Consider the following 13,139-nt stretch of genomic DNA (forward strand, 5'->3'; position numbering starts at 1 on the left):
GGTGGTGGAACCGATCGTCATCGCTGGCGGGTGTTACTTTGAAACCTGCGAAGCGCCCCATTGGCGGGCGCTGTACGGTTCAGGAGGACGGGCCGCGCAGGCTCTGATCGGCCGGGGACCTGTCACCCTTCACACGTATTTTCCGAACGCGCGCAAAGCCGAGCTTTATCCCTTCGTCGCAGCGGGAATCGACGTCAGAGCGACCGACAGCGCGAGCGCATTGGCCTTTGCCTATTTCCACCCCTTGTCAGATCCGGTTCTCGCCCCTCTACGCTCCGACATCGCGCGCCTCCCTCCGCTCCGGGCCGCGGGCAATGCCGTTCTGCGGTTCGGCTTCTTGGAGGGCGAGGCGGTCGTCCGCGGACGCCGGGTAGTCTACGATCCCCAGAGTGTCGGAGAGTTCGAGCCTTTCGACCGGAACGGTTCATCGGCCCAAGAGCTTGCGCTTGTGCTGAACGCTCATGAATTGCGGGCTGCTTCCCAACAAGATGATCTGGACGCTGCGGCCCGGGCCCTACTTGAGTCTGGTGTGGAGGTGGTGGTCACCAAAAGCGGGGTTCAGGGCGCGTTCGTACACACGCGCGGCCAATCAGCGGCCTGGGTACCCGCCTTCTGGTCGGATTCGATTTTCAAGATAGGCACCGGTGACGTGTTCAGCGCCGCGTTCACGTACGCATGGGCGCATCTCGGGCGAGATCCCGTCGAGGCCGCCCATGCCGCTTCCCGGAGTGTCTCTCAATATGCGGCAAGTCGTCTGCTGCCTCTGCAGCCGGCTTGGGATGAACCCGCCCGGGGTCGGGCGGTTGGCGCGCGTGTCGGCGGGCTGGTTCATCTGGTCTGCTCCACGGCGCGCCTCGCCGACCGCTGGCTGTGCGAAGAGGCGACATGGCGGATCCAGCAGCTAGGCATGCGTGTCCGCCGACTGGATGATCTGTCGAGCGGTCTCCCGGCCGACGGAGCATTCCTCGTCTTTGCCGATCAGATCGAGCCGGCCGCCCTCGACGTGCTGGCGCGGCGAGTCGGGGCCGGCCGGGTCGTCGTTATTAGCGAGACAGACGCGGCGTCACCGGAGGGCGTGTTTCGAACGGGGGATTTCACCACGGCGCTATACTGGGCCTGCTGGATCAGCTCGACGGATCCGGCGGCAGACGCGAGCGGGGGGCTACCCGAACGAAATGCCGAGCGGCGCGGTTAGAGGACGAGGGACGGAACCTCTTTGGTGGACATATGCATCATCTATGCGCGCATCGACGCATCAGGCATACCGTCGGCGCTGGAGACCGTGCTGGAGCCGGAATGGTCGGTCTGGTGGGACCGGCACCTCGTCGCGGGTGACTATCGGGCGGGGATCGAGATGCAGATCCGGACGTGCGAGGTCTTGGTTCCAGTCTGGTCCGCGGCGGCGACCTTGAACGCACACATGCATGATGAACTGGAGATCGCACGGAAGGCGGGGGTCGACATCCTGCCCGTGCGCATCCACGAGGCGGAGGCGCCTATGGGCTATGGCAGCCTGCAGGTGACCGAAATGCTCGGCTGGGCGGGCGAACGCGATCGCCCGGAGATCTCCTCACTCGTGGAGCGCATTCGCGTTACGATCGAAAGGCGGCGGCCCGACCAGCGCCCGCAGCGGCTGACGATGAACGGCTCGGTTGAATTGCCGACCTTCTTCTTCTCGGTTTCCTCCCACGAGACCCGGCTGGCTCCCGCTGCGGCGCTACGGACGCTTGACATGTTTGGAGCGGAGACCATCCTCGTCTCCGCGTACGATACCGGCCCTGACGCCCCCAAGAGCCTGATCAGTACCCTCGAGCGGCGCCGCCGACGAGGCGCCACCATTTTGCTGGACTCCGGCAATTATGAGAAGGCGAGACGCCAGGACGGAGCGTGGACCTTTGAAACCTTCAAGGCGGCATTGGATACGACGCCCCACGATGTCGCATTTGCGTTTGACAAGCTTAATCCTCGCGGAAGTGCTGACAAGGTCGCCAAGGCCGCTATCTTAGCCGCGACCCGTACTGCTAAGCTGACGCCAGCGCCAATAATACCTATCGTTCATCTGCCACGGTTGCCCGACGACGACTTTGAAACCGATATGGCCGGCGCGGTGATGCGACTAGTGGCGCAGTTTCTCGAACCCGTGATGATCGCCATCCCCGAGCGGGAGCTGGGCTCGGGAGTGTTCGAGCGGGCGCGGACGATGGTCGCCATTCGCAAGGCCCTTAAGGGCCTGGGGCGCTACCAGCCGGTCCACATCCTGGGGGCGGGAAATCCCATCAGCCTCGCCCTCCTGTCCGCCGCGGGTGCTGACAGCTTTGATGGTCTCGAGTGGTGTAGATACGCATTCGACGCCGAGCACTCCCAGTTGCACCACTTTCAACTGTTCGAACTCTTCAAATATCAGGCGGAGCTTGCTAACTCGCCCGTCGCAGCGTCGGCTGCGCTCGATCCTGCCGTGAGCTATACGACCAAGGCTGTGATGCATAATCTCGACTTCTATCACACGTGGCTCGAGAAGCTCCGGAGTGCGCTGCACGACGATAAAGCCTTGGTCGCCTTCCTCGCGCACCTCCTTCCTAAGGGAGCAATAATGCAGGCGCGGAATGCGCTTCCGGACGTGCTCTGATGGTCCCCCTGTCACCGGAACGGATCCGCCAAGCGGTTGGCGTGGTCGGTGCCGAGATCGACCGTCAGCTGAGTACGGGCACTCCGCAGCCGTGGACAGAAGGCCGGCTGTGGACCGAGCTCGCCTGCTGCGTGCTCAGCAGCCAGGTTCCTTACGAGACAGCGCAAGCGGCAGCCGCCCGATTGGAGGCAAGCGGACTATTCCTTGAGGAGGAAATCGCTCCGCGCGACCTAGAGGTCGCGCTGGCGGAACTGTTGAGATGTCCGTTCGACATCGATGGCGCTTCACGGCGATACCGCTTTCCCGACAGTCGCGCCCGCCAGTTGACCGCCACGGTCGTTGAGGTCCGACGCGAGGCAAGCGGGCTGTCTGACCTACTTGGGAGTTTCGACGACATCGAGGTGGCCCGTGGATGGTTCGTGACCAATGCCAAGGGTCTTGGACCGAAGCAGGCGAGCATGTTTCTCCGAAACGTCGGGGCGAGCTATGATCTGGCGGTTCTTGATCGTCATCTCATACATTACATGATGATGATGGGGCTGACCGCGGATCCGAAGCCAATGCGCAAAATGGCAGATTACAGGCGGGATGAGATCGTACTGAAGGATCACGCTGCGGGCTTCGGCCTGCCGGTTGGGTTCCTCGATTGGGCCGTTTGGATCGTCATGCGTGTGGCGAACGGCAAAGGGATGAAGGAACAGGCCGAATGAGCGTCGTCACACTCGTCTCCGGCGGTCTCGACTCCCTCCTCGTAGCATGTCTGGCCAAAGAGGAGGGGCTGACGCAGTATCCGCTCTTTATCGATTACGGCCAACGCGCCCGCGAACGGGAGTACGCGGCGTGTCTGCAAGGCATGAGGCGCCTGGGACTTCCCGTGCCGGCCACGGCGGGTCTCAGCGGATTTGGTCAACTCATCCGATCCGGGCTTACCGATGTGAGTCAACGAGTATACGAGGATGCCTACACGCCCGGTCGGAACCTCCTGTTTCTGCTGACCGCTGCGGCCTATGCCGTGCAGGTTGGCGCCGATGCCGTCTCCATCGGTCTGCTGCATGAGGATACCAGCCTCTTTCCCGATCAGACCGGCGCCTTTCTGAAATCGGCGGAGTCAACCCTCGCGATGGCGGTCGCTAGACCCATCCGTGTCCTCGCGCCGCTTGCCGCGTTCCACAAACGCGACGTGGTGCGGCTGACCGAAGAGAAGGGCCTTATGGGTTCTTATTCGTGCCATCTGGGCGAGGCCGAGCCTTGCGGCTCGTGCATTGCCTGTCGTGAGTTTGTTTTCGAGGGAGAGAGCTGATGGGTGGCAGCGGCGGGGGCGGCTACAGTCGGCTGGGAGATGTGAAGGGGCTGGAGCAAAAGGCGAAGGAAGCGCTGCAGGGCGGGCGCAAGAACGTGTTTATCAGCTTTTCTGTGAAGGACATTGACGAGGTCAACTTGGTTCGCGCGCACGCCAAGAACGAAAACAGCGACATCGAATTCAACGATCGTTCGGTGCGCGAGCCATACAATAGCGAGCGGGCGGAATATATCCGCTCGCGACTGAAAGAGCGTATCAATCAGTCTTCGACAACGGTGGTCTATGTTTCGGAGAATACCGCGAGAAGCAACTGGGTCCAGTGGGAGGTCAAGACTAGTCTAGAACTCGGCAAACGCGTGATAGCTATGTACAAGGGCGATGCTCCGCCGCGTAACATGCCATCTTGGTTACAAAGCCCGAACATCACGAAGGTGGCTTGGAAGGATCTCGCCCGAAAGCTGTCCTGATCTCACGTAGCTTGTCCATGACCCGCGCAGAAATGTGGACGGCGCGGTCGTGATGTGTCAAAGCGTAATGCAACGCCGCGAACGTCCCCTTAGGGATCTTCTCGTTTAGTATGACGGCTGAACGGATGTCCGCTTCTCGCGATCAGCAGCCTGAAACCTGCCAGTCAGCAATCGGCCCATTCCCGGTCATTGGTTGGCGCTTTCGAATCGACACCGGCGGGGAGGGGGCCTTGCCCTCGCGAAACGCGAACTTTGTCCGCGAGAGGCCACGCGTATCCGCAGAAAGATATTTGATGGATATTTGACGCGCGGGTCGCAGTAACAGCTAAACCATTGATATTATTGGTGACCCGTACGAAACCCGAACGGCGGGAAATGGACCGCTGCACGAACCCGCTGCTCGGGATTGGCGTGCGTGGTGAACGGCGCGTAACGTCGCTGGCGCATGGCTACCCGTCCTTGTTATCAGTTCCGCTATGCCCGACGTCCGATCACCAAGAATTCTCACGTACCTTGCCTATCTCGAGGAGATGGCGACGATGTACCCGGACACCGCGGTCGACGCGCCCGGGCTGGGCGCGCTGCGACCGCGTCCGACTCTTCTCGCAGGCAAGTTCGTGCGCGCCCGCTTCAGTGGCATCCGCGCGTCCTTGTTCGACGAGATGAAGGAGGTCGTTGGCCTCTCGCCTGACGGGATCCGCTCGGCCGACCAGCGCCGGCAGCGCCGTGCCGCGCTCCAGGAGGCCTTCAAGCGCTTCCCCGTGCCGGTTATTGACCTGTTCTGGTCGGGTGACGATCCCGCGGCGCGCAGCCGGCGCGAGCGGACCATGCGCCTCCATCATTGGTTCCAACTCGATCTGTCGCCGGGCGGCGTCCAAGATGCACGGGAGCCGGTGTTCATGGGAGAGCCCGACGCCGGGCGCCCGGCGGAGCCCGAGTTCGAGTCCGGTCAGCTCCTTAGCCTCAGAGCTTTGTCACAGTGGGAGGAAGAACCGTTGCGCGACATCTTCTCGCTGGCGTACGTTCCGGACGCCGATCTCGATGAGGGGCCTGAGGGCCCCACGGGCGCGCCGCCTCCGGACGACGATGACGGTCCTGATGCGACCGGCGTCGCGATCATCACATCCGAAGAGCAGGAAGAGCAGCTTGCCCAGTCGGAGCTGGAACGAGTTCGGGCGACCTATTCTGTTAGCGCTGCCACGAACCGCCGCGAGCAGCAACATGTGACAATCAGCCGTTGAGCGGGAAGCTCGAGCGCGCGCGCATCGGCGGCGCCGATGTCGCCAGCATCAAGGCGCCGACGGCCGTCGCCAGGGCGCGGGAGATCACCGGCGCCCGCATCTACGATGTTGGCCAGGGTGACGCCATCGCGATCCTCAACGAGACCCGCCGGACCATCCTGCAACTCGACTATGGCGGCAGGCAGGACAACCCCTTCGAAGGCAAAAGCCGTGCCGAGGTTGACCGGATGTTGCCCGTGTCGACCGACGCGCTCGTCATGATAACCCACTGGGACGAGGACCATTGGTCGACTGGCCCGAAAGGCGACGCCGCAAAAGCCGTGGACTGGCTGGTACCCCGGCAGGTGACGTCTCCGCGCGCGGTGCGGTTCGCGGCCGACCTCGCGAAGGTGCGGTGCATCCCCGAGGCGCTGGTCGGGACGGTCTTCGAGTACCGCGCGCAAAACGGTGACGCCATTCTCTGGCAGAAGATCGCAAAGTCCTCGCCGTCACCGTCCATCCACGAGAACTGCAACCGGACAGGCGTGGCGGTTGCGCTCCTGCGACGGTCGGGCGGGGCTGGCCAGGTCATCCTTCTCCCCGGCGACGCGCCGTTCGACGAGGTCCCGCTTTTCGACACTCTTCGGAGCGCCGGGACTACGCTCACCGGGCTTGTCGCCTACCATCACGGTTCCAAATACCCGTTGAGGAACGGCACACGGTCCCTGCTGCGCGACTGGCCGGTGACGCCCGGCGGACCTTGCGACATCGTCTTCTCCTATGGCGCGGGGAACAGCTACGGCCATCCGCACCCGGACCGATACGACACGCTCACAACGCGGCGTGAGGTTGCCACGCCGGCCTTGCGGACGACCAAGTCTCCATACCACGACATCCTCTTCCGGTGAGCCGCGTCGAGAGCGGCGACCGTTTTGGGCCTAGGCGCCAGCCGTCGAGCGCGCTGTCCGCGCAGCGTGCTCAAGAACGCGGAATGGCGAGGAGGTTTGTAGGAAGCGCGGGTGCGATCAGGGCTCGGCAGGTAAGTAGGAAAAGCGTGGCGGGGTATCTGGAGCCGATGCACCGAGTAGTGGTCGACCCGGCGCTCTTGGCCAAGGTCATGGCGCTGCACACGGCCATGAACGAACGACAGCTTTCAGGATCGCCCCGGCGGGACTGAACGACCGCTGTTGGGGCACAAAGCGGACGCGCAGTGTCGCGCCAGCTCAAAAATCTCACGCCAAGCTTGGGGGGAATGTGGGGCAGGCGATAGGGCATCACGGAAATTATTCGTGAAATCAATAATATATCTCAAAGTCTAAGATTCCTCCCGCGTTTTCGAACTGTTCGGTTGGGCTCGCGCGAATATCGGGCCGGCGCGACCGAGGAAGGCAGCTTTGCGCCTCGCGTGCCAACAGCGACAGGATCAGATTAAGGCGTCGAGGCGAGAAGATCCCTTTCAAACTGTGCGGTGAACCGGTCGACCGGGTCTTGAATTTCATTCTCCCAGCGGCTGCGGCCAGTAGCCTGCTCGGCGGCCTCAAAAAAGGCATCGCAAAAGCGCGACGTGAACTTGGCAGGCCACCACTGTGACAGCGACTCTTCAAGACTTGGATGCCGCTCTTCGCTTTCGCGTCCGCGTAACAGGATCGGTGCAATCTCTGCGAGGAGGCGGTCACCCGTCGCAAGAACGAGTTGCTCTTTCTTGGGGACGCCTTCGCCAACCCTGCGAACGAATTCGCTCAGGTAGGTGATGTCCCACGCCGCGTTCCGCGCTCCCTTGAGCACTCTCGAGCGGTCTGGCGCCTTGACGTGCTTGATCAGGCCAGCTCGAGGAAGATTTGGCGCCCAGTACCGCGCTGCGAAGATCAGCGCTGGAGAGGCGAGCAGGAAATCTTCCTTCATCCAATCGAGCAATGCCATGAGCTTGTCGGTTGGTTTGCCGGGCGCGAGCTCGAGTGCCGCGATCTTCATCGCGACGACATAGTTGCACCGCCACCTCCGGATGGGCGCAATGACGTTGACGGTCTCTTCTGCCAGGGCCTCGTCGAGGGCTACGCTTGTCTTGCGACCAAGTGCGAGGTCGATCCACTCCCGCGCGTGTCCGCCGGTGTCGGCGGTTCGAAACCACCGGAGCTCGTAGAGTGCGGATTGGTTGTTTTCCCGCTGGGCGAGCTCATGAAACGCAAGGCCGGGTTCGATGTTGAAGTCGACCGCCTGAGCGAACGCCATGAGCAGGACAGCAATGGTCGTGGGATGATCTTTCGTCCCAATCACGCCTTCCCTGGCAACGCGAGCCATTCGGGAGATGATATTGCGATCGGGCAGAAGGACAGTCGACCAGCCGTCGAAGTGCTCGGCCACCACGACGGCACGGATATCAAAGGCACCGACCTCAGGCACGATCCAGCCCGGAATGAGAGCCTTCGATTCTGTCAGGCGTCGACCGATTTCGTTGACATCGGCGACTGGAAAATCCGGATCGAAGCGAAACAGGAATTCAGCGTCTTCTTCCAAGAGGTTCTCCGGTGTTCGAGGCGTTAGCTGCTACTCCGTTCGGGCGGCCGGCGAACCGTAGCTATACCGGATTCCAAGCCGAAGCGGACAGCCGGCAATCGGCCCAATACCGGACGATGGAGCAGGACGGGAGCGACCGAGCGACCAGCCCATCGACCCAGCGCAAAAACGTCTCACAACGTCGCAGAGCGACCGCTACCTAAAATGCTACCTTGGAGACTGACCGCTGCTCACGATGGGCGCTAAGTCACTGAAAAGGTGGTGGACGCACTTGGGCTCGAACCAAGGACCCGCTGATTAAGAGTCAGCTGCTCTACCAACTGAGCTATGCGTCCATTCCGGGGCGTTTGTCGGCGCCTTTGGAGTGGCGCCACCGCGTTTGGAGGTGCGCCTTTAGCGTCCGGTTTTGAGTCTTGTAAACCCCAAAATGCAATTTTTTTTACCAGCGGGTGATCTGGCGGTTCTGGCGGTCGATCGACATGAGCATGCCGAAGCAGATCATGACGGTCATCACGGCCGTGCCGCCGAAGCTGATCAGGGGCAGGGGGACGCCCACCACGGGCGCCAGACCCATCACCATCGCCATGTTGATCGATGCGTAGAGGAATATCGTCCCCGACAGCCCGGCGGCCATCAGGCGCCCGAAACGGCTCTTGGCGCGTATGCTGACGCTGATGCCCCATCCGATCAGCAGCGCGAAGGCGATGATCAGGAACAGGCCACCCAGCAGGCCCCATTCCTCCATCATCGTCGCCAGCGCGAAATCGGTGTGCCCCTCGGGAAGGTAATCGAGGTGGCTCTGGGTCCCGTTGAGGAATCCCTTGCCGAAAATGCCGCCCGAACCGATCGCGATCTTGGACTGGCTGATATGATAGCCGGTGCCCAGCGGATCGCTTTCGGGATCGAGGAAGATCAGCACGCGGTTGCGCTGATATTCGTGGAGCAGATAGTTCACCGCCAGCGGGGCGGACACGGCCAGCGCGAGGCCGCCGCCGATGAACAGGCGCAGCGGCACGCCCGCGAGGAACACGACCATCACGCCGCACCCGGTAATCATCAACGCGGTGCCGAGGTCCGGCTGGAGCATCACCAGCCCGGCCGGAATGCCGATCAGCACTGCCGCCGGCCAGACCGCACCGAATTTGCGGATCTCGCCCACGGGCAGCATCTCATAGAATCGCGCCAGCGCGAGCACGATGACCGGCTTCATCAGCTCGGACGGTTGCAGGCGGATAATACCGAGGTCGAGCCATCGCTGCGAGCCGCCCGCCACTGCGCCCAGCAGCTCGACGCCGACCAGCATCAGCACGATCACGACGTACATGGGAAAGGCGCCTAGCGCCCAGAAACTCTCCGGCACGCGCGACAGGGCGATGGCAACCGCCAGAAACAGGAAGAAGCGCGTCCCCTGCGACGAGGCCCAGGGCTGGAGGCTGCCGCCGGCGGCCGAATAGAGCACCACCAGCCCGAACATGCCGATCGCCAGCACCAGCAGGATGACCTTCCACGGCAACTGGGTCAGCGGTTTCGGAATGAAGCCCGGGCCGAGGGAACTCATCAATCGCCTTCCACGCTGCCGCGGGTCGCGGCCTGGCTGTCTATGGTGTTGCTGGTCGTCGCATTTGCCGCCTCGGAGGCGACGGTGCTGGCGGCGGCCTCCGCATCCTCGGGCGTCGGCGGGGGCGGGGCCTCCTGCGCGGCGCGGAACGCCTTTGCCTGCGCCTCCATGCGCGTCTTGTAATCGCCGCCCCAGGTCGGCTCGACTTCGCGCAGCGCCTTCATCGCGCGGTCGCGGTCGAACAGATAGGTCATGATGTCGCGGCCGATCATCGGCGTATCGAGATTGCGGATCGTGTGGCCGTTATGTTCGAGCACGATGCCGGCGGCATATTTGGGATTGTCAGCCGGCGCGAAGCACACGAACAGCGCGTGGTCGCGCAGCTTGAACGGCAGCGCGGCGTTGCCCAGCACGCCCGAGCGGCGCTCCGCCATGGTGATGCGGCGTACCTGTGCCGTGCCGGTCTTGGCGGCGAGCGTTACGCCGGGCACCTGAATCCGGCTGGCGCCGCCGGTGCCGCCGCCGTTGACGACGCCGAACATCGCATCGCGGATGATCGCCAGCTGTTCGGGCGTCGATCCCAGCGGCTGCGCCTCGTGCCGGGGGGCATTCATCAGCAGCCGGGGGACCAGCGCGCGCCCCGACGCGATCCGGCTGGCCATCACGGCCAGCTGGAGCGGATTGGCGAGCACATAGCCCTGGCCGATCGACGCATTCAGCGAATCGGCGACGGTCCAGTTGGCCTTGTACCGCTTCAGCTTCCACGCGCTGTCGGGGACCGTGCCATAGCGCTGGGTGGAAAAGGGCAGGTCGAACTTCTCGCCCAGGCCCACGGCGCGCGCCACGGGGGCGATCGCATCATAGCCCACGCGGCGCACCATTTCGTAGAAATAGATGTCGCAGCTCTGCATGATCGCGTTCTTGAGATCGAGCGGGCCGTGCCCGCGCCGCTTGTGGCAATGGAACACGCCATTGCCGACGCGCATCGCGCCAGAGCAGTTGATCCGCATATGGGGATCGACGCCCGCCTGCATCAGCGCCAGCCCGTTCATCGGCTTGACCGTGGAGCCGGGGGGATACAGCCCCTGCAGCACCTTGTTCATCAAGGGGACGTGATCGTCCTCGGACAGCATCTTCCACTCGGTCTGGCTGATGCCGTCGGAAAAGCTGTTGGGGTCATAGGCAGGCATCGACACCATCGCCAGGATGTCGCCGGTGGTGCAGTCGATCACCGTCGCCGAGCCCGAATTGGTGCCCAGCCGGCGCGCGACATATTCCTGGAGCAGCGCGTCGATCGTCAGCTTGACGTTCTTGCCGGGTTCGTCGGGGCGGGTGGCAAGCTCGCGGACGAGGCGGCCATGCGCGGTGACTTCGACTCGCTTTTGTCCGGGCACGCCGCGCAGCTCGCTTTCGAGCGTCTTTTCCAGCCCGTCCTTGCCCAGCTTGAAGCCGGGGGTGACGAGCAGCGGGTCCTTGTCCTTCTTGAACTGTTCGGCAGAGGCGGTGCCGACATAGCCGACCAGATGGCCGATCCCGGCGCCCAGCGGATAGTTGCGCGAAAAGCCCCGCGTCGGGGCGACGCCGGGCAGTTCGGGCAGGCGCACGCTGACGGCGGCGAACTGCTCCCAGTCGAGATTTTCCATGACCTGCACCGGGCGTGCGCCGCGCCCGCCGGCCCGTTTCAGCTCGGTCTGGATGCGGTCCATGTCCTCCGGGGTGAGCGACAGGAGCTGCTGGAGCGTGGCCAGCACATGTTCCTGATTCTGGAGGCGATCGGGGATGATGTCGACGCGGAAATCGGTGCGGTTGTTGGCCAGCGGAATGCCGTTGCGATCGATGATCCAGCCCCGGCGCGGGGGGCTGAGCGTCATGTTCACGCGGTTGCTCTCCGCCATCATCTGATAGCGTTCGTTCTCGAACACCGCGAGCCAGGTCATGCGCCCTGCCAGCACCAGCGCGACGCCGCCCTGCATCGCCCCCAGCACCAGCGCGCGGCGCGAAAAGCTGTATGCCTGCGTCGCTTCGGTCACGCGAACCATGTCAGTCCTTCCGCACGTCGCGGTCCAGCCACGCGCAGAGGCGCGCGACCAGGGGGTAGAATGCTGCCGAAATGCCGATCTGGATCAGCAGCGCGGTATCCACATGGGCGCCGATGGGCAGCGCGACAAGGCGGCCGCCGATCAGGTAGAAGCCGACCGCGCCGGCGGCGATCAGCCAGTCCTGCCAGTAATCGCGCCACACCAGCCGCGTGTCGAGGATGTCGATGGCGATGATGCACAGCGTCCACAGCAGCATCGCCGATCCCAGCGGCTGGCCGCTGAGCATGTCGTCGAAAAAGCCGAGCAGGCCCGACGCCCAGACGCGCATCGAATCGCCGCGCGTCAGCCGCCACCCGACCAGCATCATCAGCCCGAAGGGCGGCAGGAACGGCACCACCGAGATGATCGGCAGCAACGTCATCATCGAACCCAGCATCACGCTGAGCGGCGCAAGCCACACCGCGCGCGGCGGCCGGTCGGAACGCCCCAGCGGTATGAATTCGGTCGGCATCTTAAGGAGCGGTACGCGCAGTGGCGGTGGGGCTGGGCGTGGGCGCCGGCGGTTCGGGCAGGAACGCCTTCTGGACCAGCGCAAACTCCAGCGCGTCCGGGTTGGCCGCCGGCTGGCCGATCGCGACGTCGCGCGCGGTGCGGATGATGCGCGCCACCGGGATGCCGGGCGTGAAGACCCCGCCCGTGCCCGAGGTGACGAAGGTGTCGCCCGGCTTGAACGTCAGCGTGGCCACGCTGGCGGAGCGGATATCGAGCAGGCCATCGCCCCGGCCCGAGGCGATCGCAGGAAGCCCGTCGCTGGTACGGCGGACCGGCACCACGCTTTCGGCGTCGACAATCAGCAGCACGCGCGCCGTGTTGGGGCTGGTGTCGGTGACCTGTCCGATCAGCCCTTCGCCGTCACGCACCGGCTGGCCGTGGCGCACGCCCTGCCAGAACCCGGCGTTTAGCGTGGCGTAGCGCCGCGTGCTGCCGAGCGAGGAATTGACGAGGCGAGCGACGACCACGCTCTCCGCCGTCGCATCGCGGACCTGCAACAGCCCGCGCAGCCGACGGTTCTCCTCGTTGAGCGTGCGGGCCTGTGCCACCAGCGTCGCTTCATCGGCGAGTTGCTGCTTCAGCCGGGCATTCTCGCCCCGCACGTTGATATAGCTGCCGATACCTTCGGGAATACCGGTCACGCCGCGACGCACGGCGGCGAGGCCCGACGAGATCGGCGTGGTTATCTCCGCAAAGAAACCACGCACGGCGGCAAAGGCGGGGGGATTGAACGCAGAGAGCAGCAACAGGCAGCCGCCGATCAGCGCAATGCCGATCGCGACCACATAGCCAAGGAAGAGCCCATATTGCGCCCGCCGCGAAAAACCCGGGCGCCGATTTCGTGGCGGCGCCATGACCCCCTC

The 13,139-nt window shown here is 63.9% G+C and carries 12 protein-coding genes and 1 tRNA gene; 7 read left to right on the plus strand and 6 right to left on the minus strand.

Going from position 1 to position 13,139, the window contains the following annotated elements; all coding sequences use genetic code 11:
• Positions 1-4: 4 nt before the first annotated feature.
• The 7 genes from ACG3SL_RS05460 to ACG3SL_RS05490 all read left to right on the plus strand — a co-directional run bounded on the left by ACG3SL_RS05460 (position 5) and on the right by ACG3SL_RS05490 (position 6,521).
• Positions 5-1,195 (plus strand): carbohydrate kinase family protein, encoded by a 1,191-nt coding sequence (locus ACG3SL_RS05460; protein ID WP_448664128.1) that lies wholly within the window; start codon positions 5-7, stop codon positions 1,193-1,195.
• 24 nt (positions 1,196-1,219) lie between these two features.
• Complete coding sequence (locus ACG3SL_RS05465) at positions 1,220-2,626, plus strand: TIR domain-containing protein (RefSeq protein WP_448664129.1); 1,407 nt, start codon at positions 1,220-1,222, stop codon at positions 2,624-2,626.
• Positions 2,626-3,336, plus strand: a complete 711-nt coding sequence (locus tag ACG3SL_RS05470) for an 8-oxoguanine DNA glycosylase (RefSeq protein WP_448664131.1) — start codon at positions 2,626-2,628, stop codon at positions 3,334-3,336. The genes ACG3SL_RS05465 and ACG3SL_RS05470 overlap by 1 nt, the downstream gene beginning before the upstream one ends.
• A complete protein-coding gene (locus ACG3SL_RS05475; RefSeq protein ID WP_448664132.1) occupies positions 3,333-3,926 on the plus strand; it encodes a 7-cyano-7-deazaguanine synthase in 594 nt (197 codons plus the stop codon). Before ACG3SL_RS05470 ends, ACG3SL_RS05475 begins: the two co-directional genes overlap by 4 nt.
• On the plus strand, positions 3,926-4,393 hold the full coding sequence (locus ACG3SL_RS05480; protein WP_448664133.1) for a TIR domain-containing protein: 468 nt from the start codon (positions 3,926-3,928) through the stop codon (positions 4,391-4,393). The genes ACG3SL_RS05475 and ACG3SL_RS05480 overlap by 1 nt, the downstream gene beginning before the upstream one ends.
• Positions 4,394-4,869: 476 nt before the next feature.
• Positions 4,870-5,634, plus strand: a complete 765-nt coding sequence (locus tag ACG3SL_RS05485; RefSeq protein ID WP_448664134.1) for a hypothetical protein — start codon at positions 4,870-4,872, stop codon at positions 5,632-5,634.
• On the plus strand, positions 5,631-6,521 hold the full coding sequence (locus tag ACG3SL_RS05490; RefSeq protein WP_448664135.1) for a hypothetical protein: 891 nt from the start codon (positions 5,631-5,633) through the stop codon (positions 6,519-6,521). Before ACG3SL_RS05485 ends, ACG3SL_RS05490 begins: the two co-directional genes overlap by 4 nt.
• 520 nt (positions 6,522-7,041) lie before the next feature.
• On the opposite strand, the gene ACG3SL_RS05495 is transcribed toward ACG3SL_RS05490, so the two are convergent.
• From ACG3SL_RS05495 to mreC, 6 genes are all read right to left on the minus strand, one after another.
• On the minus strand, positions 7,042-8,127 hold the full coding sequence (locus ACG3SL_RS05495) for a hypothetical protein (RefSeq protein ID WP_448664136.1): 1,086 nt from the start codon (positions 8,125-8,127) through the stop codon (positions 7,042-7,044).
• Positions 8,128-8,386: 259 nt separating this feature from the next.
• Positions 8,387-8,462: transfer RNA gene (locus ACG3SL_RS05500), tRNA-Lys, on the minus strand.
• A gap of 104 nt (positions 8,463-8,566) precedes the next feature.
• Positions 8,567-9,685 carry a rod shape-determining protein RodA gene (rodA, locus tag ACG3SL_RS05505; protein ID WP_448664137.1) on the minus strand — a complete coding sequence of 373 codons (1,119 nt, stop codon included), beginning with the start codon at positions 9,683-9,685 and terminating at the stop codon, positions 8,567-8,569.
• The gene (gene mrdA / locus ACG3SL_RS05510; RefSeq protein ID WP_448664138.1) at positions 9,685-11,724 is read right to left on the minus strand and encodes a penicillin-binding protein 2; all 2,040 of its coding nucleotides are present in this window, start codon (positions 11,722-11,724) and stop codon (positions 9,685-9,687) included. Before mrdA ends, rodA begins: the two co-directional genes overlap by 1 nt.
• 1 nt (position 11,725) lies before the next feature.
• A complete protein-coding gene (mreD, locus tag ACG3SL_RS05515; RefSeq protein WP_448664139.1) occupies positions 11,726-12,235 on the minus strand; it encodes a rod shape-determining protein MreD in 510 nt (169 codons plus the stop codon).
• Position 12,236: 1 nt separating this feature from the next.
• Positions 12,237-13,130: a rod shape-determining protein MreC gene (gene mreC, locus ACG3SL_RS05520; RefSeq protein WP_448664140.1), complete on the minus strand. Its 894-nt coding sequence runs from the start codon at positions 13,128-13,130 to the stop codon at positions 12,237-12,239.
• Between the last annotated feature and the right edge of the window lie 9 nt (positions 13,131-13,139).

The sequence above is a fragment of the Sphingomonas degradans genome (genome assembly GCF_053502645.1).